Here is a 22,577-nt window from a genome sequence, read left to right as displayed (position 1 = left end):
CTGCGCGGCGGTGCGGCCCTGCGCCTCCAGTTTTTTCTCGATACCTCGGAAGCGGCGCTCGAACTTGGCGTTGGCGGCCTGAAGGCAGCCTTCGGGATCGGCGTCGACATGGCGGGCGAGGTTGGCGACGACGAAGAGCAGGTCGCCGATCTCCTCCGCGATCGCGGACTTGTCGCCGGATGCCAGCGCCTCGTCGATCTCGGCTGTCTCCTCGCGGATCTTGTCGAGCACGAGCCGTGGATCGTTCCAGTCGAAGCCGACGGTGGAGGCGCGCGCCTGCAGTTTCCAGGCCCGGGTGAGGGCGGGCAGGCCCTGGGTGACGCCGGCGAGCAGACCTTTGTCCTCGGTCTTCTCGGGCAGGCCCGCGGCCCGGCGGGCCGTGGCCTTGTCGAGCTTCTCCTGCGCCTTGATGCGGTGCCAGAGCACCTTGACCTGCTCGGGCGCGAGGTCGCGCGCCTCGCCGAAGACATGCGGGTGGCGGCGGATGAGCTTGGCGGTGATCGTTTCGACGACGTCCGGAAAGGCGAAAGCGCCTTCCTCTTCCGCCATGCGGGCATGGAAGACGACCTGGAGCAGGAGATCACCCAGCTCGTCCTTGAGGTCGACCCTGTCGCCGCGGGCGATCGCGTCGGCGACCTCATAGGCTTCCTCGACCGTGTAGGGTGCGATCGAGGCGAAGTGCTGTTCGAGATCCCAGGGGCAGCCGGTCCCCGGCGTGCGCAGGGCCGCCATGATCTCGATCAGGCGGGCGATGTCGGGGGAGGGCTGCAAAGGCTGAAACTCGCGCTGAAATCCTCTAGGGTTCCTCCCATGATTCAAGTCACCCCGTCCATTGCGATCGACGAGAGCGAGATCGAGGAAAGCTTCGTGCGCGCCTCCGGTCCCGGCGGGCAGAACGTCAACAAGGTGGCGAGCGCGGTGCAGCTGCGCTTCGATGCGCGCCGCTCGCCCTCGCTGCCCAACGAGGTCGCGATCCGGCTGATGAAGCTCGCCGGCAGCCGGCTGACGCAGGACGGTGTCATCGTCATCGTGGCACAGGCGCAGCGCAGCCAGAAGCGCAACCGCGAGGAGGCGCTGGAGCGCCTGCTGGAAATGATACGCGAGGCGGCGGTGCGGCCGCAGACGCGCCGCCCGACCAAGCCGACCAAGGCGTCGAAAGAGCGGCGTCTGGTGTCCAAGGACAAGCGCTCGGCGGTGAAGGCCGGGCGCTCCCGGCCCGGCACGGACTGATGGGCTTCGGAGGAGGGCGCGGCGACAGGAGACGGCCCGAACGGCGAGCGCCACGGAAGATCACGCCCGATTATCTCCAGCGCGCAGCGATGCATTATCTCGAGCGCTATGCTGCGCCGGCGGCGCAGCTGCGCCGCGTGCTCGCGCGCAAGGTCGCGCTGAGCTGCCGGCACCACGAACAGGACCCTGCCGCCTTCGAGGTGATGCTGGACGAGGTGGTGGCGCGCTGCGTCGCCTCGGGCCTCGTCGACGACCAGCGCTTCGCGCAGGCACGCGCGGCGACACTGAAGCGCAAGGGGCGCTCGTCAAGGGCGGTGGCGGCGAGCCTGTCAGCGAAAGGCGTTGATCGTGAGCTGGCGCAGGCGGCCAGCGCGGCCAGTGAGGACGATGAGCTTGCCGCCGCGCGCAAGGCGGCGCGCCGGAAGCGGCTCGGTCCGTGGAGCCGCGGCGATCGGGCTGCCAGCCGGCAGAAGGATCTGGCGGCGCTGGCGCGGGCGGGCTTCAGCATGACGATCGCCCGCGCCGTGGTCGACGGCGCGGGCGACGAGGAGGCGGAGAGCTGAGTCAGCGGGCGCGGGCAGGGCGGTCGGCCGCCCCGCCATCCCCTCGGCTCACTCCAGCTTGACCTTGGCGTCCGCGACCACCTTGCCCCAGCGCGCCACTTCGGTCCCGACGAACTTGCCGAAGTCGTCGCCGGCGAGGGTGGGGATCGGCGAGCCGTTCTTCTTCCAGGCTTCCGCGATCATCGGCGACTGCAGCGCCTTGGCAACCTCGGCACGCATCCGCGTGACGATTTCCGGCGGCGTGCCCTTTGGCGCCCAGAGCGCGTACCAGGTCGCGACCTCGTAATTCTCCAGCCCGGCCTCCTTGGCGGTCGGCACGTCGGGGATCGCCTCCGAGCGGGTCGGGGCCGCGACCGCGAGCCCACGCAGGCGTCCACTCTGGATCTGCGGCGCCGACGAGCCCAGCCCGTCGAAGAGCACGTCGACCTGGCCGGCGACGATGTCCTGCAGCGCCGGCCCGGCGCCGCGATAGGGGACGTGAGTCAGGCTCGTATTGGTCTGGAGCTTGAACAATTCGCCCGCGAGATGGTGCGTCGTGCCGTTGCCCGCCGAGGCGTAGTTGAGCTTGTCGGGGTTGGCCTTGGCAAAGGCGATCAGCTCGGCGACCGTCTTGGCTTGCACCTTCGGGTGAACGACGATCACCTGCGGCGGCTGCGCGATCACCGCGATCGGAATGAAGTCGGTCTGGATGTTGTAGTCGAGCTTCGGATAGAGCGCGGGCGCAATGGCATGATGCGCCGCGCCGACGAAGAAGCCGTAGCCGTCGGGAGCGAGCTTGGAGGCCGCCGAGGCGCCGACCGTGCCGCCGGCACCGCCGCGATTCTCGATGATGATGCGCTGGCCGAGCTGCTGGTCGAGCTGGGCGGCGAGGGGCCGCGCGAAGGCGTCGGTGCCGCCACCGGCCGGGAAGGGCACGATGAAGGTGATCGGCCGCTGTGGCCAGGCCTGGGCGTGGGCGGTGCCGGCGGCCGCGACGGACAGGCCGGCGGCGGCGGCGAGGGCGAGCAGAGCACGTGCTGGAATCATGAAGACGGTGACCTCCCTGGAGACATGACAACGGCTCTTGGCGGCCGCTGGCCGCCCGCGAGACGGGACGGCGATTGGATCGACACCGATAAGGCCATCGGGAGCAGGCGCTGACAAGCCCGCCGATGGCCGGACTATCGGCCAGCGCCGGTCCGCTGCTATGCGGTTTCTCTCGGACGGGCATGCCTGCCGTCCCGACCGGAGCCTCGCATGAGCCGCCTCGACAGCTTCATCCGCCGCCTCGAGGCACAGAGGCGCATGCTCGACTGGGCTGCTGCCGCGATCGAGGGGCGCGACGGCCTCGTTCTCGAACTCGGCCTCGGCAACGGCCGGACCTATGATCATCTGCGGGAGACGTTGCCGGGGCGGGCGATCCATGTCTTCGAGCGCGACGTCACCCCGAATCCGGCCTCGATGCCGCCAGTCGACAGGCTGGTCGAGGGCGACATGGCGCAGACGCTGCCAGCCTTCGCCGCACGCCACGGTCGCTGCGCCGCACTGATCCATGTCGATGTGACGACCGGCGTGCCGGCGCGGGACGCCGTCCTGTTCGCCTGGCTGCCGCAGCATGTGGTCGCGCTGGCCGCGCCCGACGCTCTGGTCATCAGCGGCTGGGCGATCGAGCATGCGCTGCTCGAAACGCTCGCATTGGCGGATGGCGTCCCGGACGGGCGCTACTTCGCCTACAGACGGCGCGACCGTGACTGACGGGTCGGGAGAGGGAGCTGTCCAGGCACCGCCAGGTCGCCCCATCCGCGATTCGCATAAGACATATTATGGAACGCGAATGCTCATGTACTCGGGCTGATCTCGCTCTCAGCCGGCCCGCATGGAAACCTTCATGCCGTCGAACGCGACATCAATCTCCGGCGGCAAGCGATTGCGAAGTCGATTGTAATCGAGATCCGAGTGGAGATTGGTCAGGATGGCGCGGCGCGGTCGCAGTTCCGCGATGGCGGCGAGCGACTGGTCGAGGTTGAAATGGCTCGGATGCGGCGTCTCGCGCAGGCAGTCGAGGATCAGGACGTCGAGATCCTGCAAGGCGGCCCTGGCCGGCGGCGGGATCAGGCTGACATCGGGCAGATAACCGATGCCGTCGAAGCGGAAGCCGAGCGCCTCGTAGTCCGGGCCATGCTCGACCGCGACCGGCCATGCGGTGATGGCGCCGCCGGCGCCTACGACGGTCAGGCTGGCGCCGGCCTCCAGACCGAGCCGGTCGAGCACGGGCGGATAGCTGCTGCCGGGCGGCGTCTCGAACATGTAGCCGAAGCGCTGCATCAGCGACGCCGCCGTTCGGCTGTCGGCATGGACCCTGACCCGCTGGCGATTATGCAGCGCCAGAGCGCGCAGATCGTCGATCCCATGGGTGTGGTCGGCATGGTCGTGGCTGAACAGAACGGCGTCGAGATGGGCGACGCCGGCATCCAGCAACTGCTCGCGCAGATCCGGCGACGTGTCGACCAGCAGCCTCGTCGTGCCGGACAGGCCGTCGCGCTCGACGAGGATCGAGCAGCGGCGACGGCGGTTCTTCGGCTCGGTCGGATCACAATCGCCCCAGCCCAGAGCCGGACGCGGCACGCCGCCGGACGAACCGCAGCCGAGGATCGTCACCGACAGGGTCATGCCGGCAAGGCCTCAGGCGACCTGCGCGAGCGGCGCGGCGTGGTCCATCTTCCAGTAGCAGCGGCGAGCATTGGCCGTGGTCAGGGCCGCGACCTCGGCAAAGGACAGTCCGAGCACATCACCGAGAACTTTCGCAGTCTCAACGACATAGGCCGGCTCGTTGCGCTTGCCTCTGAACGGCACGGGAGCGAGATAGGGCGCGTCGGTCTCGACGAGAAGGCGGTCCGGCGGAACCATCCGGGCGATGCGGCGCAACTCCTCGGAGGTCTTGAAGGTCAGGATGCCCGAGAAGGAGACATAGAGGCCGAGTTCGAGGCCTGTCATCGCCAGCGCCTCGCCCGCCGTGAAGCAGTGCAGGATGGCGGGGAAAGCACCCTTCCCCATCTCCTCGCGCAGGATCGCGATCATGTCCTCGTCCGCCTGACGGGCATGGATGACGAGCGGCAGCTGGGTGATGCGAGCGGCTGCTATGTGCACGCGCAACCCCTGCGCCTGCGCCTCGCGCGGGCTCTTGTCGTAGTGATAGTCGAGCCCCGCCTCGCCGATGGCGACGCACCGCGGATGCGCCGAGAGCGCCACGAGCTGCTCGGCCGTGACGTCCAATTCCTCATGCGCGCCATGGGGATGCGTGCCGACGCTGCACCAGACCGACGGAAAGCGCTCCGCGATGGCCACATAGGTGGCAAAGCGCGCGACCCGGGTCGAGATCGTCACCATGCGGCTGACGCCCGCCGCCTCGGCGCGGGCGACGTAAGCCTCGAGATCCTCGGCGAAATCCGGGAAGTCGAGATGGCAATGCGTGTCGATCAGCATCAGGCGGCCTCGCCGCCTTCGGGCTCAACGTAGCGCGGGAAGATGCCGCTCGGTGCCGGCAGGGCTGTGCCGGAGGCCAGCCGACCGCCCTCGCCCAGCGCGGCGAAATCGCGCTTCTCGGCCGGGACGCCGAGCAGGTCGAGCAGCTTGGCCATGGACGACGGCATCACCGGCTGGACCAGGATCGCGACCTGGCGGAGCACCTCGGCAGTGACGTAGAGCACCGTGTCGCGCCGGGCCGGATCGGTCTTGGACAGGCGCCAGGGCTCGTTGGCGGCAAAGTAGCGGTTGGCCTCCGCCACGACGGCCCAGATCTCGGAGAGCACCAGATGCAGGGCGAAGTCGTTCATCGCCTCGCGCGCCTTGCCCAGCGCAGCGTCGGCCAGCGCCAGCATGGCCCGGTCGCCCTCGTTCAGTGCGCCGCAGGGCGGCACCCTGCCCTCGCAGTTCTTGGCGATCATCGAGAGCGAGCGCTGCGCGAGATTGCCGAGGTCGTTGGCGAGGTCGGCATTGATCCGGCCGACGATCGCCTCATGGCTGTAATTGCCGTCCTGGCCGAAGGAGACCTCGCGCAGGAAGAAATAGCGCAGCTGATCGACGCCATAGGCGTCCGCGAGCCCGAAGGGGTCGACGACATTGCCGAGCGACTTCGACATCTTCTCGCCCTTGGAGAGCAGGAAGCCATGGCCGAAGACGCGCTTGGGCAGCGGCAGCCCGGCCGACATCAGGAAGGCCGGCCAATAGACCGTGTGGAAGCGCACGATGTCCTTGCCGATGATGTGGACGTCGGCCGGCCAGTAATGCGCGCGCGGATTTTGCGGATCGGGGAAGCCCGTGCCGGTGACGTAGTTGTTGAGCGCGTCGACCCAGACATACATCACATGCTTCGGGTCGCCGGGAACGGGCAGCCCCCAGTCGAAGGTCGTGCGGCTGATCGAGAGGTCCTCGAGCCCGCCCTTGACGAAGGAGACGATCTCGTTCCTGCGCGTCGGCGGCGAGACGAAGTCGGGCACGTCGTCGTAGAGCTTGAGCAGCCGCTCCTGATACGCCTTCAGGCGGAAGAAATAGCTCTCCTCCTCGACCCATTCGACCGGCGTGCCCTGCCCGCCCAGCCGCGTGCCGTCGGAGAGCAGCGTGGTCTCCTCCTCGCCATAGAAGGCCTCGTCGCGGATCGAGTACCAGCCGGCATATTTCGACAGGTAGATGTCGCCATTGGCCGCCATCCGGCGCCAAAGCTCTTGCGTCGAGGGCAGGTGGTCGGCGTCGGTGGTGCGAATGAAACGGTCGAAGGAGCAGTTCAGGCGCTGTTCCATTTCCTGGAAGCGGCCGGCGATCCCGTCGACGAAGGCCTTCGGCGACTGGCCGTTCTGGGCGGCCGTGCGCTGAACCTTCTGGCCGTGCTCGTCGGTGCCGGTCATGGCGAAGACGTCGTAGCCGTCGAGCCGCTTGAAGCGGGCGATCGCGTCGGAGGCCACCATCTCATAGGCGTGGCCGATATGCGGCGGCCCGTTGGTGTAGTGGATCGCGGTCGTCAGGTAGAATTTCGGGGCGGTCGCCATCGTCGATCCGGAGGTTCGCTTCACGCTGCGCGCGAGCGGGCGACCGCATCCGACAGATCATGAAACAGGGTCATCACCAGCGGGCGGCGGTCGAGATTGTAGGTTTCGACGTCGCGGGCGGCATGTCCCAGCTTGTCCCATACCTCCGCCAGCGGTGCAAGACGTGCCGGTTGCGCTGCAGCATGCGCGTGGAGATGGTCCGAGAGCCAGCTCTGCACCGTCTCGACCATGATGGCGAAGTCGCTTTCGCCGGCCTTGCCGGCGACATCCTCGGCCAGCGCCATCAGCGCCGGGAGATCGAGGCGCGGCAGCGCATCGAGCCGCGCCCGCACCGCCTCGACGAGAGCCAGGGTCTCGGGATCGACATAGGTCAGGGCGCGTCGCACCGCGCCGTCGGCGAGGCGGGCGGCCCGGCCGATCGCCGCCTCGTCGAAGGGCCCGCCCATCCGCCGCAGCGCGGTTGCGCCGGCTTCGGCGACCTGCCCCTCGTCCAGCGCCGCGAAGCCCATCAGCCGGCAGCGCGAGCGGATCGTCGGCAGCATCCTCCCCGGGGCGTGGGCGACGATCAGGAACAGCGCGCGGGGCGGCGGCTCCTCGAGCAGTTTGAGCAGGGCGTTGGCGGCGGAGCGGTCCATGTCCTCGGCCGAATCGACGATGCAGACACGCCAGCCGCCCTCGGCAGCGCTCGACCCGAAGCGGTCGAGCACGCGCCGGACCGCGTCGACCGGGATGTTGCTGGTGTAGCCCTTGCCGTCGGGCTTCGGGATGCGGCGCAGCAGGTGCAGGTCGGGATGGGACTGCGCCATGATCCGGCGCGTCGCCGGGTCGGTCTCCGGCATCGCCAGCGAGGTGGCGGCCGCGGCGCGCCGGGTCGGATCTCCTGCCGCCAGCACGAAGCGGGCGGCGCGATAGGCGAAGCTCGCCTTGCCGATGCCCTCGGGCCCGGCCAGCAGCCAGCCGTGATGCATCCGGCCCGAGGCCAGCGCAGCCAGGAAAGCCCGCTCCTGCGCCTCGTGACCGATCAGCGCCAGCGTCTCGCGCGGATGGGGCGCGCTGGGCAGACGGTCGGGTTCGTCGCTGGTGGGGAGCATGGTCGGTCCTTCGTCACGCCGCCCCCGTCTTTGGGCCGGGGCCGGCGGCGGAGCAAGCTCGATCGTCAGGCCGGCTGCGGCGTCGGCAGGCGCTCGCGGATCGCCCGCCACGCGGCTTCCGCGAGAGCGGCTGGCGGCTGCGCCGCATCGAGCACGACGCAGCGCGCGGGCTCTGCTTCGGCGATCGCGAGATAAGCCTGGCGCAGCCGGTGGTGAAAGGCCAGCGCCTCGCCCTCGAATCGATCCGCCCCTTCGCCGGGCGCGCGGCGGCGGGCGGCGCGGGCGAGGCCGATTGTCGGGTCGAGATCGAGGATCAAGGTGAGGTGCGGCAGCAGGCCGTCGACCGTCACGGCCTCGAGTTCGGCGAGCAGGCCATTCTCGATCTGCCCGAGCGCGCCCTGGTAGACGCGGGTGGAATCGATGAAGCGGTCGCAGATCACCCAGTCGCCCCGCGCCAGCGCCGGGCGGATCAGGCGGTCGATATGGTCGATGCGGGCGGCCGAGAACATCAGCGCCTCGACGAAGGGGCCGTGCCGCTTGACCTGGCCGGACAGGATGACCTCGCGGATGGCCTCGGCCTTCGGCGAGCCGCCCGGTTCGCGCGTCAGCGTCACGTGAAGGCCGAGCGCCTCGATGCGCTCCTTCAGGGCGCGCGCCAGGGTCGACTTGCCCGCCCCCTCCCCGCCTTCGAGCGTAATGAAGCGCCCCGCTGCCACCCCCGGGCTCAACTGCGGCTCAGGGCCTTGCGGACCCAGCCGGTCGCGGCCTCCATCAGTGCATCGAGCGCCCGGCTCTGTAGGGTTCCGGCCTGGACCGTCTCGGCCGCATAGAGCGGAATGTCGAGCGTCTTGACGTCGCCGCGCGTCACCAGCAGGCGGGCGACTTCTGTGCCCTCCTGCACCGGCACGCTCAGCGGCCCGCGATAGACGATGCGCGCGCTCAGGCGGTCGGCGCTGCCTCGCGGCAGCAGCAGGCTGACGGGACCCTTGGCCTTCAGCCCGACACGGCCCTTCTCGCCGCCGAAGACGCTGGCCTCGCCGACGATCTCGCCGGCCTCGAAGATGCGGCGCGGCTCGAAGGCGCGAAAGCCCCATTCGAGCAGCTTGCGCGCCTCGGTGGAGCGGTCGCGCGCCGTCTTGAGGCCGTTCACCACCACGATCAGGCGCTGGCCGTTCTGCACGGCGGAGCCGACCAGCCCGAAACCGGATTCGTCGATATTGCCGGTCTTGAGTCCGTCGGCGCCGATGTCCATCGCCAGCAGCGGGTTGCGGTTCTGCTGCCGGATCTTGTTCCAGGTGAACTCGCGCTCGCCGAACATCCGGTAATGCTCGGGATAGGTCTTGATGATGTGGTCCGACAGCAGCGCCATCTCGCGGGCGGTGACCTTCTGCAGCGGGTCGCCCATGCCGGTGGCATTGCGGAACACCGACTTCGTCAGGCCGAGGCCGCGCATGCGCTCGGTCATGATCCGGGCGAAGGTGGCCTCGTCGCCCGCTACCGCTTCGGCCAGCGCGATCGAGGCGTCATTGCCGGATTGGACGATGATGCCGTGCAGCAGATCGGAGAGCTTTACCCGGCTGTTCAACTGGGCGAACATGGTCGAGCCGCCGGAGACGCCGCCACCCTTGCGCCAGGCGTTTTCGGAGATGACGATTTCGCTGTCGAGCGTCAGCCGCCCCTGGGCGATCTCCTGGAAGGCGACGAGCGCGGTCGCGACCTTGGCGATGCTCGCCGGCGCCATCAACTCGTCGGCGGCCTTTTCGTAAAGCACGGTGCCGCTGGCGGAATCGAGCAGGACGGCATAGGGCGCCGCCGACTGGAAGCTCTGGGCGTGAGCGGCGGAGGAGCCCGACAATGCCACCGCGCCGACCATGACACAGCCGGCCAGGGCCCGGGCCAGCCGGCCCCGGAACGGACGCACAAGGCTTTCAGCAATGGACCCGAAGTGGCTCATGCCCGATCTCAAGCAGAGCCGGGTGCGCCCGGTCAAGGCGCAAACGCGTCAGCGGCTGGAGAGCGGCTGCAGGTTCTGCGGCACCAGCGCCTTGTCGAGCGGGTGCGAGGCCGAGAAGCGCTGGGTCGGGGTGCGATCGGGCGCCGCGAACAGGCTGGCGACGGAGGCGCGGCTCGGCGGCAGGGTCTGGCGCAGCACGGCCGGTACCATGACGGGGGTGGCGGCGTTGGCGATGGTGTCGAGATCGAAGGGGCGGCTCGGCGGCAGCGGCGCGGCGCGGACGGGAACGCCGCCGGTCGAGACCAGGCTGGCCGCCACCGGTATGACCGGCGAAATCGTGCGGACGGTCTCGGCGGAAGCGGTGGTGAAACCCTGGGGCGCATAGGCCTGGGCGACGGCCGGTGCGGGCTGCGGGGCGCGCGGAGCCGGCTCCGGGGCGATCTCGTCGGGCTGGTCGTCGAGATCGGCGCTGCGGGAGCGTGCCGTCCCGACAGCGGCGGAGCTCGCGACCACGGTGCGGGCGCTCGTGCCGGGGATCGCGGCGGGCTGGCCGTCGGTGCGCAGGGTCGCCAGCAGCAGCTTGTCGTCCGAGCCGGCGAGCGAGGCCTGGCCGAGATATTCGAGCTTGATTCGGGCGGTGCCGAGATGGCGGAAGGCCAGCGCCTCGGCGGTCTTCTGCGAGACGTCCATTACCCGGCCGCCGTGATAGGGGCCGCGGTCGTTGACGCGCACGATGATCGAGCGGTTGTTGAGGACATTGGTGACGCGGGCATAGGCCGGCAGCGGCATCGTCGGGTGTGCGGCGCTGATGCCGTGGCGGTCATAGACCTCGCCATTGGCCGTCTTGCGGCCATGGAAGGCCTCGCCATACCAGGAGGCGGTGCCGACCGCCGTGTAGCCGACCGGCTTGTCGTAAGGCGTGTAGCGCTTGCCGGCGACGGAATAGGTCTTGCCGATCATCTGGCGGCCGCCCCCCTTCGGCACCTCCTGCCCCTCGGCGACGACGCGGGGGCTGGCGGGGCCGTATTTGGCCTGCGGGAAGGCGCCGATCTCCTTCGACTTGCCGCGCCGAGCGACCTGGTCGTTGGCGCAATTGGCGAGGAAGAGGCCGGCGAGCGCGACGCAACCGAGGCGGATCGCACGGGAGGAGGCGGAGCTGGAAGACGGAGCGGAGCCCGGATCGGTCGCGGCGGAAAGGGTGTCCGGTGCCGAAGGGCGAGCGCCTCGCATCATGCCGTCGTTCCGCTTTCTGCGCCGAAAACTCGTCTAGGCCGGCCAAGCCGCGACAGCGGCGAAGCCAGAGTTTTCGGTCAATCACGTTAAGGGATCGTTAGCGCCGGGCGACGAGTCGCGACAGCGTTAACGGGCTCGATCCCGCCGCCCCTTGAGCGAGCACAAAGGTGTCGGAAATGCGGCATCTGTCAACCCGCTCCACAGCGTCGCCATTTTTGCGGGCGCCGTGGCTCCGATGACACGGGCTATGGCCGGCCGCACGATCGGGCCTCTGAGCCTGACGGCCGCGCCACCCTCGCCTGCGCTTTCGATCGCTTGGCGGCCGATGATCCCGCTTGCCAAAGCGCGCAGCGCCCGGCAATGACTGCGGCCGTGGAAGGGTGGCCGAGTGGTTTAAGGCAGCGGTCTTGAAAACCGCCGTGGGTGCAAGCCCACCGTGGGTTCGAATCCCACCCCTTCCGCCATTTGCGATCGCGCGAGAGCATCATGGCAATGGCTCCGCCGGCGAAGACCGTCATCGGAGCAAGCCTTGCAGGCTCCGATGACCCCCTGGCGCCCGGAGCCGGAACTACTGGCGGGCGCGGTATTCGGGCACGGCCAAGCCACCGATCCCCCAGTCTTCCAGGGCCACCTCGTCGATGACGACAAAGGTGGTCGCCGGATTCTTGTCGAGAATCTCGCGCAGGAGTTCCGTCACGCCGGCGATCAGCCTGGCCTTCTGCTGGGGGGACGGCCCGGTTCCGTCGGGACCGCCTTCGCGCGTGACCTTGATGTTGACATAGGGCATGGCTCACTCCTCCCGTGGCATCCAGGTGAAGACCTTGGTCACGATGCGCCAGCGCGGCCCCTCGCGCACCAGGGTCAGGTGGTCGAGATAGTCACGCCCCATCATGCTCATCCGCGCGGTGACGCGGGCCAGGCGGGCCGAGCCGAAGGCGATCTCGAGGATCGCCTCGTCGCGCCGATCGCCGCGTTTCGCAGGCGGTTCGCGTGCGTCGATCCGGGCCATGTAGGTCTCGAGGTCGAGGTAAAGCTCATCGCCTTCGGTCGCGCAGACATAGGCGAGGCGCGGATGGAAGACCTGGCGCAGGGTGGCGCTGGAGGCGTGGTGCAGGCCGTCCAGATAGGTCTGGATCAGCGTCACCACTTCGGCGTGGTCGGCCGGGGTCCCGGTCGTCACGAGATCAGCCCTTCGGCCCGCATCGCTTTCTGCGCCGTGGGGCGAGCCGCGACGCGGCCGACGAGTGCTGCGAGGTGCGGCCAGCGACCAAGGTCGATGCCCGTGACATGGGCCCAGTTGGCGACGGCGAAGAGATAGGCATCGGCCACCGAGAAGCGCTCGCCGACCAGCCAGTCGCGACCATCCGCCAGATCCGCCTCGACCAGATCGAACTTTTCGCCGACGGCCTTGCGCGCATCCTCCCGGCCGGCTTCGGTGGCGGCGGGGTGGAACAGCGGGCCGAAGGCCTTGTGCAATTCGGTCGCGATCCAGTTGAGCGATTCCTGCAGGCGGGCCCGCTCGAAGGTTCCCGCGGCTGGAGCCAGCGCGGCGGCGGGATGGCGATCGGCGATGAACTGCAGCACCGCCGCGCCCTCGGTCAGGACCACGCCGTCATCGAGGCGCAGCGCCGGGACGTAGCCCTTCGGATTGATGGCCCGGTAGTCGTCACCGCCGGCGGTGCAGTCCGTGCCCGTGTCGACGGTCTCGATGTCGAAGGGCTGACCGGCTTCGTAGAGCGCGATATGGCTGGCGAGGGAGCAGGCGCCGGGCTTGAGGTAGAGCTTCATTGGGATCTCCATGTCGATGACCCTCCCTAGCCGCGATGATCATGAAGAGATAATATCGATTTTTCAATATAACGATCGATCAGATAGATCGGCTTCGCATGACCCACGACCAGCTCATCGCCTTTGAGGCGATCGTCGCCAACGGCACCTTCCGCGGTGCGGCCGAGCGGCTGAACAAATCGCAGAGCGCCGTCAGTCACGCCATCGCTGCGCTGGAAGCCGAACTGGGGATCAGCCTGTTGTCGCGCGAAGGCTACAGGCCGCGGCTGACGCCAGAGGGCGAGGTTTTTTTTCGCGAGACGTCGCGGGTCCTGCACCAGTTCCGCGCGCTCAGGGCGACGGCCGTTCGGCTGGCCGCCGCGGAGGAGCCCGAGCTTCGCCTAGCGATCACCGCGACCCTGCCGATGACGCGGTTGCTGCCGGTCCTGGCCGAGATCGGGCGTCGATTTCCTGCCACGAGCCTACGACTGGCAACGGAAACGATGGGCGGGCCCTTCGGGAGGCTGACCGAGGGGCGTGCGGATCTGGCGCTGGCGACGCTCGACGGCGTCGCGGTCGACGAGGTGGAGGCCAGAGCCATTGCCGAAGTCACCATCCTTCCGGTGGCGTCACCGCGCCTGGCGGCCAACCTGGCGCCCGGCGTCCTGTCGGTTGCCAGACTGCAGGCGTATCCGCAGATCGTTGTTGCGGGCACCGGCGGGCCACGCCATGAGCAGAGCCGGGACCTTCTGGCAGGTGCCCAGCGCTGGACCGTCTCGGATTTCGCGGCCAAGCGCGAGGTCATTCTGGCTGGCCTTGGCTGGGGCGGCCTTCCCGACCATCTGATTGCCGAGGACCTGGCCGCCGGACGCCTCGTCGTGCTGGAGATCGACGGGTTTCCACCGCGGCGCTCGCTCATTCACGCGATCCGCCGGCGGGACGCGCCGCCGGGCCCGGTCGCGTCGGAGCTCTGGGCGCTGCTGACGTCAGTGCCGCCGGGTTGATCGGCTGGCGCTGAGGGCCTCGGCGGGTTCAATCCCTGCAGCGATTCGTAGACGACCGGGTTGTCGGGGCAGAGGCCGGCGCCGCATTCCAGCACCGTCGAGACGCCGTTCGCCAGAGCCAGCGCCGCCGCGAGGCCAACCATGGCCATTTCGACCGTCCTGGCGCGCAAGCGCTGCCCCGCCAGAACGCAACCGAGGCCCGCGAGCCGACCGAAGAAGGGAAGGCTCATCATCGCGCCGGTGCCGTGTCGCCTTCGACCGCGGGGTCGGCGAGGCGGATCACTCCCACTCGATCGTGCCGGGCGGCTTGCTGGTGATGTCGTAGACGACGCGGTTGATGCCCTTGACCTCGTTGATGATGCGCGTCGCCGTGCGGCCGAGGAAGGCCATGTCGTAGGGGTAGAAATCCGCCGTCATGCCATCGACCGAGGTCACGGCGCGCAGCGCGCAGACATGGTCGTAGGTGCGGTGGTCGCCCATCACGCCGACGGTGCGCACCGGCAGCAGCACGGCGAAGGCCTGCCAGATCACGTCGTAGAGCCCGGCCTTGCGGATCTCGTCGAGATAGATCGCATCCGCCTTGCGGAGGATGTCGTGCTTCTCGTGGGTGATCTCGCCGGGGCAGGGGATCGCCAGGCCCGGTCCCGGGATGGGGTGGCGGCCCACGAAGGCCTCGGGCAGGCCGAGTTCGCGGCCGAGCACGCGGACCTCGTCCTTGAACAGTTCGCGCAGCGGCTCGACGAGCTTCATCTTCATGCGCTCGGGCAGGCCGCCGACATTGTGGTGGCTCTTGATCGTCACCGAGGGGCCGCCCGAGAAGGAGACGCTCTCGATCACGTCGGGATAGAGCGTGCCCTGGGCGAGGAAATCGGCGCCGCCGAGCTTCGCCGCTTCGGCATCGAAGACGTCGATGAAGAGCCGGCCGATGGTCTTGCGCTTGGCTTCGGGATCGGCGCCGCATTTGGCGAGCTCGGAGAGGAACAGTTCCTCCGCTTCGACGTGGACGAGCGGGATGTTGTAGTGGTCGCGGAACAGGCGCACGACCTCTTCCGCCTCGTTCATCCGCATCAGCCCGTGATCGACGAAGACGCAGGTGAGCTGGTCGCCGATCGCCTCATGGATCAGCACGGCCGCCACAGCGGAGTCGACGCCACCGGAGAGCCCGCAGATGACGCGGCCGCTGCCGACCTGCTCGCGGATCTTCTTCTGCATCTCGGCGCGATAGGCCGACATGCTCCAGTCCGGCGTGCAGCCGCAGATGTTGACGACGAAGTTGCGCAGCAGCTTGCCGCCATCGGGGGTGTGCACGACCTCGGGGTGGAACATGGTCGAGTAGAAGCGCCGGGCCTCGTCGCTCGCCACCGCATAGGGGGCGTTCTCGGAGGTCGCCTTGACTGTGAAGCCGGTGGGCAGCTGCGTGACGCGGTCGCCATGGCTCATCCAGACCGGGTAGCGACCGCCCTCCTCCCAGACACCATCGAACAGCGCCGACGGCGTGACGATCTCGACATCGGCACGGCCGAATTCGGCGGCGTGCCCGCTCTCGACCGTGCCGCCGAGCTGCTGCGCCATGGTCTGCTGGCCGTAGCAGATGCCCAGCACCGGAAGCCCGGTCGAGAAGACCTCTTGCGGCGCGCGCGGCGAGCCTTCATCGGGCACCGAAGCCGGTCCGCCGGAGAAGATCACGCCCTTGGGCTTCAGGCGCTGGAACGCCTCGGAGGCCGACTGGAACGGCGCGATCTCGCAGTAGACGCCGATCTCGCGGATGCGCCGCGCGATCAGCTGCGTCACCTGGCTGCCGAAATCGATGATCAGGATGGAGTCGTGATGGGGCTGAGCGCTCGTCATCGCGCCCGGTTAAGCCATCGTGCGATGCCACGCAACGGCTGTCGCGCAGCTTCAGCCCCCTCGCCGGACGCAAGCGAGGTAGAAGCCGTCCGTGCCGGTGCGTCGCGGTGAGAGCTGGAGCCCGCGGGTCGTCGCGAAACGCGCCAGCAGACTGAAATCACCGTGCTTCGATGCCAGCATTGCGGCGGGCGCCAGGTTGGCGAAGTCCGGGTGGCTGGCGAGGAAGGCTTCGATCGCCGCATCGTTCTCCTCGGGCAGGACCGAGCAGGTGATGTAGGCGATGCGCCCGCCCGGCTTCACCAGCCTTGCGGCCCGCGCCAGCACCTCGGCCTGGTCCTTGACGCGCTCGGCCAGCGCGCCGGGGCGGACGCGCCATTTCGCATCCGGATTGCGCCGCCAGGTGCCCGAGCCGGTGCAGGGGGCGTCGACCAGGACGAGGTCGGCCTGGCCCTCGATCTCGGCCAGCGGCTCGTGGCCGCGCGAGCGCGGGATGCGGATCTCGACGATGGAGGCGCCGGAACGGGCGAGCCGTTCATGCAGCGGGGCGAGCCGGCGCGCATCGAGATCGGTGGCGAAGAGGCGGCCGCTATTGGCCATCAGCGCGGCCAGCGCCAGCGTCTTGCCGCCGGCGCCGGCGCAGAGGTCGACGACCGTCTCGCCTGGCTTTGCCCCTGCGAGCAGGGTCACGAGTTGCGAGCCCTCGTCCTGAATCTCGAAGCTGCCGGTGAAGAAGGCCGGTTCCGCCTGGAGCGAGGGCCCTCGCCCATCCGCGCCGGGCTGGAAGCGCAGCGCGTCGGGCGACCAGGTGCCGGGCTCGGGGGCGGCATGGCCAAGTTCGGCGGCGAGGGCTTCGCGCGTCGTCTTCAGCCGGTTGGCGCGGATGTCGATCGGCGCGCGCCCGGCGAGAGCCTCGCCCTCCGCGACGGCCTCGTGCCCGAAGGCGCTGGAAAAGCCCGGCCAGAGCCATTCCGGCACGTCGGCCCGCACCCAGTCGGGCGCGTCGGCCAGCGAGAGCGCCACCAGCCGGTCGACCTCCTCGCTCTCCAGCGGCGCGGGCGCGTGGTGCTCGCCGGTGCAGAGCGCGGCGATCTGCTCGAGGTCGAGGCCGCGTTGGCGCGCCAGCATGCCCAGCATCAGCGCGCGGGGCGTGTCGACGCCCATCACATGGGCGCTGGATGCCTTGCGGCGCAGCGCGTCATAGACGAGCGAAGCGATGGCGGCCCGGTCCTTCGAGCCGGCGAAGCGGCGCGACAGGCCCCAATCCTTGAGCGCGTCGGAGGCCGGCCGGCGCCGCTGGATGATGTCGTCCAGCACCTCGATGGCGGCGCTGATGCGGGCGGCGGGCGTCATGGCGTGAGCGATTCCGGAAACGAGAGGCGGCGACGTGCGGGTACAGAACGAGACTGGACCAATTCAATCATGACGCACAGTCATGGCGCGCCCGACGAGATCCGCTTGACGGGCTCCTTCCACAGGCGGAAAGACGAGGCAACAGTCTGCCCCACAAAAAGGTGACCGCCATGCTGCGCGCCAGCCAATTCTTCCTCGCCTCCGTCCTCGCCCTGTCGCTGGTGGCCTGCGCCACGCAGCCCGCGCCGGACCTGACGCCGCCGGCCAAGCGCCTCGATGCGAAGACGACCCTCGAGAGCGGGCGCCGCTGAGGCGGACTTCGTCTTCCCGCCCTGCCCCGCCTGCCGCGGGGCGGCGAAGACCGGGGTCAACGGCCTGTCACATCGCCCGATCATGGATTGCGTTCCAACCGAACGCGACGAGGATCGATGCCATGACGACGAAGCTGCTGATGAGCACGGGGTTGGCGATCGGCCTCGCCATGTCCGTCCCCGCAACCGTTTTCGCACAAGCGGCCGCGCCGGCGTCGGTCGGCCAGAAGCCGCTGGTCGTCGGCCATCGTGGCGCGAGCGGCTATCTGCCCGAGCACACGCTCGAAGCCTACCGGCTCGCCATCGCGCAGGGGGCGGACTTCATCGAGCCGGATCTGGTGGCGACCAAGGACGGGGTCCTGATCGCTCGCCACGAGCCGATGCTGGGCGGGACCACCGACGTCGCCGGCCGACCGGACTTCGCGAGCCGCAAGACCACCCGCCGCGTCGATGGTATCGAGACCACCGACTGGTTCGCCGGGGATTTCACCCTGGCCGAAATCAGGACGCTGCGTGCCAAGCAGGCCTTCGCTGATCGCGACCAGTCTCATAACGGAAAATATCAGGTCCCGACCTTCCAGGAGGTCATCGACCTCGCCAAGGCCGAGACCGCGCGCCTCGGCCGCAGCATCGGCGTGTATCCGGAGACCAAGCATCCGATCTTCCATGCCGCCATCGGGCTGCCGCTCGAGGACAGGCTGCTCGACGCGCTGAAGGCCGCGGGCTGGACCGAGAAGACCTCGCCGGTGATCATCCAGAGCTTCGAGACCGCCAATCTCAAATATCTGCGCGGCAAGACGCAGGTGCGGCTGTTCCAGCTCGTCGATGCCGACGATGTCGACAAGGATGGCGGCATCGTCCTCGCCGCTCCCTTCGACAAGCCCTATGACTTCGTCGTCACCGGCGACAAGCGCACCTTCAAGGACCTCGTCACCGCCGAAGGGCTGAAGGAGATCGCGACCTATGCCGACGGCGTGGCGCCGTGGAAGCCCTATCTCCTGCCCGGCAAGCAGGTGATCGGCGCCGACGGCAAGCCGCAGGATTTGAACAAGGACGGTGCGATCGACGAGCGCGACCGCGTCCTGCTGCCGCCGACCGAGGTCATCCGCAACGCCAAGGCGGCCGGTCTGCAGGTCCATACCTGGACCTTCCGCAGCGAGCCGAAACGGCTGGCTTCGGATTTCAAGGGCGATGCCGTCGCCGAGTACAAGGCGTTCTTCGCGCTCGGCATCGACGGGCTGTTCTCGGATTTCCCGGATGTGGCCGTGAAGGCGCGCGACGGCCAATAGGCCGGCAGACTGTTCGGCCCACGAAAAAGCCCCGCCGAACGATTGTTCGGCGGGGCTTTTTGTCTTGCAGCCGGTTCCGAGGTCAGTCGCAGACGCGCTCGGTGCTGCGGACTTCGCCGCGGCGCGTCTCGCGGATCGTCGTCACGGTGCGGCAGTCCCGCCGGTCGCGAATCCGCTCGTAGCGGGCCCGCTCGCGCTCCTCGCGGCGGATGTCGCGTTCGATGGCGCGATCGCGCGGCGATCGCGGGTCGACCTGCACGCCGCCTGGGCCGATGTTGATCGACTGGGCATAAGCTCCGCCCGTGGCGACCAGCGTGGCCAGCAGAACAGGAATGAAGCGTTTCATGGTGTCCTCCGATTTGGGAGGACAACCGCGACCGCCGATCATTGTTCCCCTGCGTCGCGCGCCGCAGGCTGCGCCGGCGATGCAGGGGGCGGCCGCCTCAGTGCAGGATCTGGCTCAGGAACAGCTTCGTGCGCTCGTGCTGCGGGTTCTTGAAGAAGGCGTCGGGCTTGTTCATCTCGACGATCTGGCCGGCATCCATGAAGATGACGCGGTCGGCCACCTGCCGGGCGAAGCCCATCTCGTGCGTGACGCAAAGCATGGTCATGCCCTCCTCCGCCAGCGAGACCATGGTGTCCAGCACCTCCTTGACCATCTCGGGGTCGAGCGCCGAGGTCGGCTCGTCGAACAGCATGATCTTGGGGCTCATGCAGAGCGAGCGGGCGATCGCGACGCGCTGCTGCTGGCCGCCGGAGAGCTGGCCGGGATATTTCAACGCCTGCTCGGGGATCTTGACGCGCTTGAGATAGTGCATCGCGATCTCCTCGGCGTCCTTCTTGGGCAGCTTCTTCACCCAGATCGGCGCCAACGTCAGGTTCTCGAGGATGGTGAGGTGCGGGAACAGGTTGAAGTGCTGAAAGACCATGCCGACGTCGCGGCGGATCTCGTCGATCTTCTTGAGGTCGTTGGTCAGCTCGGTGCCGTCCACGATGATCGAGCCCTTCTGGTGTTCTTCCAGCCGGTTGATGCAGCGGATCATCGTCGACTTGCCGGATCCCGACGGGCCACAGATGACGAGCTTCTCGCCGCGCTCGACCTTGAGGTTGATGTCGCGCAGCACGTGGAACTCGCCATACCACTTGTTCACGCCGACCATTTCGACCGCCGTCGGCGTGTTGAGCGAAGTGGGCTTGAGAGCCGCCGGGCGGGTGTCAGCCCTGGTTTCTGCCATTGCCATGATCGTGGTCCTTCTCAGCGTCTCTGGCCGGCGGCGAGCCGCTTCTCGACCGCGATCGAGTAGCGGGACATGCCCCAGCAACACAGGAAATAGAAGAGGCCGGCGAAGGCATAGCCTGTCGCCCGGGTGGTCGGCGTCGACCAGGTCGGATCGACCAGGGTCGCCTCGATGGTGCGCAGGAAGTCGAAGATGCCGACGACGGTAACCAGCGTCGTATCCTTGAACAGCCCGATGAAGGTGTTGACGATCCCGGGGATCACGATGCGCAGCGCCTGCGGCAGGATGATCAGGCGCATCATCTGCCAGTAGCCGAGGCCGAGCGACATGGCGCCCTCGTACTGGCCCTTCGGGATCGCCTGCAGGCCGCCTCGGATGACCTCCGCCATATAGGCGGCGGCGAAGAGGGCGACGCCGATCAGCGGGCGCAGCAGGCGGTCGGGCGACCATTCCTGCGGCACGAAGAGCGGCAGCATGGTGTTGGCCATGAACAGCACGGTGATCAGCGGCACGCCGCGCACGAACTCGATGAAGATCACCGAGAGGAGCTGGATGATCGGCAGCCGCGAGCGGCGCCCCAGCGCGAGCAGCACGCCGAGCGGGAGCGAGAAGACGATGCCGACCGCGGCGATCAGGAAGGTCACCATGATGCCGCCCCAGAGGCCGGTGTCGGCCCGCGGCAGGCCCGCCGTGTCCGCCAGCACGGCAATCAGGCCGAAGACGACGAGCGAGAGCAGGATCAGACGCTTGGGGCTCTGGAACCGCTGCAGGGGCGTCGCAGCCATCTCGACCTCGAGCAGGGGTGCCGGGGTCCAGAAGCGGGCGATGCCCGGAACGAAGGAGAGGACGAGGTAGAGCCCCGCAAGGGCCAGCGTGATCATGATCACGGTGCGCAGGACGCCCTCTGCGCCCGCGCCGCCGACCAGCAGCACATAGGCGCCGAGCGGCATGACGACGAAGAAGAAAAACGCGCCGAGCTTCTTCAGCGGAGCACGGTCCCAGAGCATCCACACGACAGCCAGCGCGAACATCAGGAAGACGATGTTGACCCGCCAGCGCTGCGACACCGGATAGGAGCCGTAGATGAAGTACTGGAACCGGTCGGCGACGTAAGCCCAGCAGGCACCGACCGGGCGGCCGACCTTGTCGGCGAGGCAGGCGTCGCGGTTGGTGCCGGTCCAGACCGCGTCGATGAAGTAGAAGCGGATCAGGTCCGGCAGGCTGGTGGCGACAACATAGACGCAGATCAGCGTCATGAAGCTGTTGACCGGTCCCGAGAAGAGGTTGTTGCGCACCCAGGCAACAGGCCCGGCCACGGAGAGCGGCGCGGCCTGCTGCTCGAGCGTCTCCCTGCGGACGAAGGCGTGCGGGGCGTTTTCGAGTGTCGCATCGGTCATCGGGACGCCCTCACCGTTCGACCAGCGCCATGCGCTGATTGTAGATGTTCATGAACAGCGAGGTGACGAGCGAGATCGTCAGATAGACGGCCATGGTAACGGCGACGACCTCGACCGCCTGCCCCGTCTGGTTCAGGACGGTGCCGGTGAAAACCTGAACCAGGTCGGGGTAGCCGATCGCCACCGCGAGTGACGAGTTTTTGGTCAGGTTGAGATAGTTCGAGGTCAGCGGCGGGATGATCACCCGCATCGCCTGCGGAATCACGACCAGCTTCAGCGTCGGTCCCGGTCGCAGGCCGAGCGCATGGGCCGCCTCGGTCTGGCCCTTGGAGACGGCGAGGATGCCGGCGCGGACCACCTCGGCGATGAAGCCTGCGGTGTAGGTGGTCAGGCCGATCAGCAGCGCGACGAATTCGGGAAAGATCTGAAGGCCGCCGGTCAGGTTGAAGCGACCCTGCTGCGGCAGCTCGAAGGAGAGCGGGCTCCCGGCGACGAAGAACACCAGCAGCGGCACGCCGAGGACCAGCCCCAGGGTGATCAGGCCGTTGGGATACTGGGTTCCGGTGCGGGCCTGCTGCGTCTTGGACCAGCGGTAGAACACGAGCGCCACCACGACGGCGACGAAGAAGGCGATCACCACCGCCTGAAAGGCCGGCCCGAATTGCGGATTGGGCAGGATCAGGCCGCGGTTGTTGAGGAAGATCGAGCCTGGCAGCGCGATTGAATTCCGCGCGTCGGGCAACGGCTTGAGCACCGCATTGTACCAGAAGAACAGCTGCAGCAGCAGCGGCAGGTTGCGGATGACCTCGACATAGACCATCGCCAGCTTCGCCAGCACCCAATTGCTCGAGAGCCGCGCCACGCCGATGAAGAACCCGAGAAAGGTCGACAAGACGATGCCGATCGAAGCGACCAGCAGCGTGTTGAGCAGGCCGACCCAGAAGGCCTGTCCATAGCTCGAGCTCGCAGCGCTGAAGGGGATCAGCTTCTGGTTGACGTCGAAGCCGGCCGCATTGTTCCAGAAGCCGAAGCCGGAGGCGATCTTCTGGGCGCGGAGGTTCTCGATCGCGTTCGACGCGGCGGACCAGATCAGGAAGGCCACGATCGCCAGCAGCACGATCTGATAGACATAGCCCCGGATCTTGGGATCGTAGAACAGCGAGGCCCTGCCTGGTTTGACCGCATCGGTCGGAATGCTCGACACCTGTTACGCCCTTTTTTCGTTGTCGTTGCGGTCGGCGAACCGGCGGCGGCTCGGGGGAGCCGCCGGTTCGCCCGGCC

The 22,577-nt window shown here is 68.4% G+C and carries 24 protein-coding genes and 1 tRNA gene; 7 read left to right on the top strand and 18 right to left on the bottom strand.

The features are described from left to right. On the bottom strand, positions 1-771 hold a 771-nt coding region (mazG, locus tag Q8M82_RS08250; RefSeq protein WP_305690881.1), incomplete at its 3' end, for a nucleoside triphosphate pyrophosphohydrolase. A 39-nt stretch (positions 772-810) separates the two neighbouring features. Between mazG and arfB the strand changes: the two genes are divergently transcribed. Next, entirely contained in the window at positions 811-1,230 is a 420-nt protein-coding gene (gene arfB / locus Q8M82_RS08245) for an alternative ribosome rescue aminoacyl-tRNA hydrolase ArfB (RefSeq protein ID WP_305690880.1), read from the top strand. A 137-nt stretch (positions 1,231-1,367) separates the two neighbouring features. Continuing rightward, on the top strand, positions 1,368-1,793 hold the full coding sequence (locus tag Q8M82_RS08240) for a regulatory protein RecX (protein WP_371126274.1): 426 nt from the start codon (positions 1,368-1,370) through the stop codon (positions 1,791-1,793). A 48-nt stretch (positions 1,794-1,841) separates the two neighbouring features. Here the strand turns inward: Q8M82_RS08240 and Q8M82_RS08235 are convergent, their stop codons facing one another. Continuing rightward, positions 1,842-2,819 (bottom strand): Bug family tripartite tricarboxylate transporter substrate binding protein, encoded by a 978-nt coding sequence (locus Q8M82_RS08235; protein ID WP_305690878.1) that lies wholly within the window; start codon positions 2,817-2,819, stop codon positions 1,842-1,844. 210 nt (positions 2,820-3,029) lie between these two features. Here Q8M82_RS08235 and Q8M82_RS08230 point away from each other — a divergent pair, with 210 nt between their 5' ends. After that, positions 3,030-3,527, top strand: a complete 498-nt coding sequence (locus tag Q8M82_RS08230; RefSeq protein ID WP_305690877.1) for a class I SAM-dependent methyltransferase — start codon at positions 3,030-3,032, stop codon at positions 3,525-3,527. A 108-nt stretch (positions 3,528-3,635) separates the two neighbouring features. On the opposite strand, the gene Q8M82_RS08225 is transcribed toward Q8M82_RS08230, so the two are convergent. The 7 genes from Q8M82_RS08225 to Q8M82_RS08195 all read right to left on the bottom strand — a co-directional run bounded on the left by Q8M82_RS08225 (position 3,636) and on the right by Q8M82_RS08195 (position 11,092). Further along, positions 3,636-4,442, bottom strand: coding sequence for an MBL fold metallo-hydrolase (locus tag Q8M82_RS08225; RefSeq protein WP_305690876.1), 807 nt, complete (start codon positions 4,440-4,442; stop codon positions 3,636-3,638). A 12-nt stretch (positions 4,443-4,454) separates the two neighbouring features. Beyond that, positions 4,455-5,255, bottom strand: coding sequence for a TatD family hydrolase (locus tag Q8M82_RS08220; RefSeq protein WP_305690875.1), 801 nt, complete (start codon positions 5,253-5,255; stop codon positions 4,455-4,457). Next, complete coding sequence (gene metG, locus Q8M82_RS08215) at positions 5,255-6,814, bottom strand: methionine--tRNA ligase (protein ID WP_305690874.1); 1,560 nt, start codon at positions 6,812-6,814, stop codon at positions 5,255-5,257. The genes Q8M82_RS08220 and metG overlap by 1 nt, the downstream gene beginning before the upstream one ends. Positions 6,815-6,834: 20 nt before the next feature. Then, entirely contained in the window at positions 6,835-7,905 is a 1,071-nt protein-coding gene (locus Q8M82_RS08210) for a DNA polymerase III subunit delta' (protein WP_305690873.1), read from the bottom strand. A 65-nt stretch (positions 7,906-7,970) separates the two neighbouring features. Then, positions 7,971-8,633, bottom strand: coding sequence for a dTMP kinase (gene tmk, locus Q8M82_RS08205; protein ID WP_305690872.1), 663 nt, complete (start codon positions 8,631-8,633; stop codon positions 7,971-7,973). Further along, positions 8,630-9,859: a D-alanyl-D-alanine carboxypeptidase family protein gene (locus Q8M82_RS08200; protein WP_371126273.1), complete on the bottom strand. Its 1,230-nt coding sequence runs from the start codon at positions 9,857-9,859 to the stop codon at positions 8,630-8,632. The genes tmk and Q8M82_RS08200 overlap by 4 nt, the downstream gene beginning before the upstream one ends. A 48-nt stretch (positions 9,860-9,907) precedes the next feature. Continuing rightward, complete coding sequence (locus Q8M82_RS08195; RefSeq protein ID WP_305690871.1) at positions 9,908-11,092, bottom strand: septal ring lytic transglycosylase RlpA family protein; 1,185 nt, start codon at positions 11,090-11,092, stop codon at positions 9,908-9,910. Between the two features lie 374 nt (positions 11,093-11,466). On the opposite strand from Q8M82_RS08195, the gene Q8M82_RS08190 reads away from it, so the two are divergent. Further along, positions 11,467-11,556, top strand: a tRNA-Ser gene (locus Q8M82_RS08190). Positions 11,557-11,660: 104 nt separating this feature from the next. Here Q8M82_RS08190 and Q8M82_RS08185 read toward each other — a convergent pair. The 3 genes from Q8M82_RS08185 to gstA are packed head-to-tail and all read right to left on the bottom strand — an operon-like array spanning position 11,661 to position 12,880. Further along, positions 11,661-11,879 (bottom strand): tautomerase family protein, encoded by a 219-nt coding sequence (locus Q8M82_RS08185; protein ID WP_305690870.1) that lies wholly within the window; start codon positions 11,877-11,879, stop codon positions 11,661-11,663. A 3-nt stretch (positions 11,880-11,882) separates the two neighbouring features. Beyond that, positions 11,883-12,272, bottom strand: coding sequence for a nuclear transport factor 2 family protein (locus tag Q8M82_RS08180; RefSeq protein WP_305690869.1), 390 nt, complete (start codon positions 12,270-12,272; stop codon positions 11,883-11,885). Next, the gene (gene gstA / locus Q8M82_RS08175; RefSeq protein WP_305690883.1) at positions 12,269-12,880 is read right to left on the bottom strand and encodes a glutathione transferase GstA; all 612 of its coding nucleotides are present in this window, start codon (positions 12,878-12,880) and stop codon (positions 12,269-12,271) included. The genes Q8M82_RS08180 and gstA overlap by 4 nt, the downstream gene beginning before the upstream one ends. 98 nt (positions 12,881-12,978) lie before the next feature. Here gstA and Q8M82_RS08170 point away from each other — a divergent pair, with 98 nt between their 5' ends. After that, positions 12,979-13,863 (top strand): LysR family transcriptional regulator, encoded by an 885-nt coding sequence (locus Q8M82_RS08170; RefSeq protein WP_305690868.1) that lies wholly within the window; start codon positions 12,979-12,981, stop codon positions 13,861-13,863. A gap of 279 nt (positions 13,864-14,142) precedes the next feature. Here Q8M82_RS08170 and guaA read toward each other — a convergent pair whose 3' ends face one another. Beyond that, entirely contained in the window at positions 14,143-15,711 is a 1,569-nt protein-coding gene (guaA, locus tag Q8M82_RS08165) for a glutamine-hydrolyzing GMP synthase (protein ID WP_305690867.1), read from the bottom strand. Positions 15,712-15,762: 51 nt separating this feature from the next. Continuing rightward, positions 15,763-17,061, bottom strand: a complete 1,299-nt coding sequence (locus tag Q8M82_RS08160; RefSeq protein WP_305690866.1) for an RsmB/NOP family class I SAM-dependent RNA methyltransferase — start codon at positions 17,059-17,061, stop codon at positions 15,763-15,765. 170 nt (positions 17,062-17,231) lie between these two features. Here Q8M82_RS08160 and Q8M82_RS08155 point away from each other — a divergent pair, with 170 nt between their 5' ends. Further along, complete coding sequence (locus Q8M82_RS08155; protein ID WP_305690865.1) at positions 17,232-17,372, top strand: hypothetical protein; 141 nt, start codon at positions 17,232-17,234, stop codon at positions 17,370-17,372. Between the two features lie 122 nt (positions 17,373-17,494). Continuing rightward, positions 17,495-18,661: a glycerophosphodiester phosphodiesterase gene (locus Q8M82_RS08150; RefSeq protein ID WP_305690864.1), complete on the top strand. Its 1,167-nt coding sequence runs from the start codon at positions 17,495-17,497 to the stop codon at positions 18,659-18,661. Positions 18,662-18,743: 82 nt separating this feature from the next. Here Q8M82_RS08150 and Q8M82_RS08145 read toward each other — a convergent pair whose 3' ends face one another. The 4 genes from Q8M82_RS08145 to Q8M82_RS08130 form a co-directional block, all read right to left on the bottom strand. Next, on the bottom strand, positions 18,744-19,007 hold the full coding sequence (locus tag Q8M82_RS08145; protein WP_305690863.1) for a hypothetical protein: 264 nt from the start codon (positions 19,005-19,007) through the stop codon (positions 18,744-18,746). Between the two features lie 97 nt (positions 19,008-19,104). Beyond that, positions 19,105-19,896 (bottom strand): amino acid ABC transporter ATP-binding protein, encoded by a 792-nt coding sequence (locus tag Q8M82_RS08140; protein ID WP_371126276.1) that lies wholly within the window; start codon positions 19,894-19,896, stop codon positions 19,105-19,107. A 20-nt stretch (positions 19,897-19,916) separates the two neighbouring features. After that, on the bottom strand, positions 19,917-21,296 hold the full coding sequence (locus Q8M82_RS08135; RefSeq protein ID WP_305690862.1) for an amino acid ABC transporter permease: 1,380 nt from the start codon (positions 21,294-21,296) through the stop codon (positions 19,917-19,919). Between the two features lie 10 nt (positions 21,297-21,306). After that, entirely contained in the window at positions 21,307-22,491 is a 1,185-nt protein-coding gene (locus Q8M82_RS08130; RefSeq protein WP_371126275.1) for an amino acid ABC transporter permease, read from the bottom strand. Between the last annotated feature and the right edge of the window lie 86 nt (positions 22,492-22,577).

Origin of the sequence: Allobosea sp. (assembly GCF_030694325.1) — a bacterium.
Classification (GTDB): domain Bacteria; phylum Pseudomonadota; class Alphaproteobacteria; order Rhizobiales; family Beijerinckiaceae; genus Allobosea.
This window is presented reverse-complemented; position numbering and strand designations above follow the sequence as displayed.

What these genes read in the sequence shown, in the direction of transcription:
- Q8M82_RS08225 (WP_305690876.1), bottom strand. Translation starts at nt 4,442, where the DNA reads ATGACCCTGTCGGTGACGATCCTCGGCTGCGGTTCGTCCGGCGGCGTG.
- Q8M82_RS08145 (WP_305690863.1), bottom strand. Translation starts at nt 19,007, where the DNA reads ATGAAACGCTTCATTCCTGTTCTGCTGGCCACGCTGGTCGCCACGGGC.
- metG (WP_305690874.1), bottom strand. Translation starts at nt 6,814, where the DNA reads ATGGCGACCGCCCCGAAATTCTACCTGACGACCGCGATCCACTACACC.
- Q8M82_RS08220 (WP_305690875.1), bottom strand. Translation starts at nt 5,255, where the DNA reads ATGCTGATCGACACGCATTGCCATCTCGACTTCCCGGATTTCGCCGAG.
- Q8M82_RS08235 (WP_305690878.1), bottom strand. Translation starts at nt 2,819, where the DNA reads ATGATTCCAGCACGTGCTCTGCTCGCCCTCGCCGCCGCCGCCGGCCTG.
- Q8M82_RS08230 (WP_305690877.1), top strand. Translation starts at nt 3,030, where the DNA reads ATGAGCCGCCTCGACAGCTTCATCCGCCGCCTCGAGGCACAGAGGCGC.
- Q8M82_RS08140 (WP_371126276.1), bottom strand. Translation starts at nt 19,896, where the DNA reads ATGGCAGAAACCAGGGCTGACACCCGCCCGGCGGCTCTCAAGCCCACT.
- arfB (WP_305690880.1), top strand. Translation starts at nt 811, where the DNA reads ATGATTCAAGTCACCCCGTCCATTGCGATCGACGAGAGCGAGATCGAG.
- Q8M82_RS08210 (WP_305690873.1), bottom strand. Translation starts at nt 7,905, where the DNA reads ATGCTCCCCACCAGCGACGAACCCGACCGTCTGCCCAGCGCGCCCCAT.
- Q8M82_RS08155 (WP_305690865.1), top strand. Translation starts at nt 17,232, where the DNA reads ATGCTGCGCGCCAGCCAATTCTTCCTCGCCTCCGTCCTCGCCCTGTCG.
- Q8M82_RS08160 (WP_305690866.1), bottom strand. Translation starts at nt 17,061, where the DNA reads ATGACGCCCGCCGCCCGCATCAGCGCCGCCATCGAGGTGCTGGACGAC.
- Q8M82_RS08185 (WP_305690870.1), bottom strand. Translation starts at nt 11,879, where the DNA reads ATGCCCTATGTCAACATCAAGGTCACGCGCGAAGGCGGTCCCGACGGA.
- guaA (WP_305690867.1), bottom strand. Translation starts at nt 15,711, where the DNA reads ATGACGAGCGCTCAGCCCCATCACGACTCCATCCTGATCATCGATTTC.
- Q8M82_RS08200 (WP_371126273.1), bottom strand. Translation starts at nt 9,859, where the DNA reads ATGAGCCACTTCGGGTCCATTGCTGAAAGCCTTGTGCGTCCGTTCCGG.
- gstA (WP_305690883.1), bottom strand. Translation starts at nt 12,880, where the DNA reads ATGAAGCTCTACCTCAAGCCCGGCGCCTGCTCCCTCGCCAGCCATATC.
- Q8M82_RS08195 (WP_305690871.1), bottom strand. Translation starts at nt 11,092, where the DNA reads ATGATGCGAGGCGCTCGCCCTTCGGCACCGGACACCCTTTCCGCCGCG.
- Q8M82_RS08150 (WP_305690864.1), top strand. Translation starts at nt 17,495, where the DNA reads ATGACGACGAAGCTGCTGATGAGCACGGGGTTGGCGATCGGCCTCGCC.
- Q8M82_RS08135 (WP_305690862.1), bottom strand. Translation starts at nt 21,296, where the DNA reads ATGACCGATGCGACACTCGAAAACGCCCCGCACGCCTTCGTCCGCAGG.
- Q8M82_RS08170 (WP_305690868.1), top strand. Translation starts at nt 12,979, where the DNA reads ATGACCCACGACCAGCTCATCGCCTTTGAGGCGATCGTCGCCAACGGC.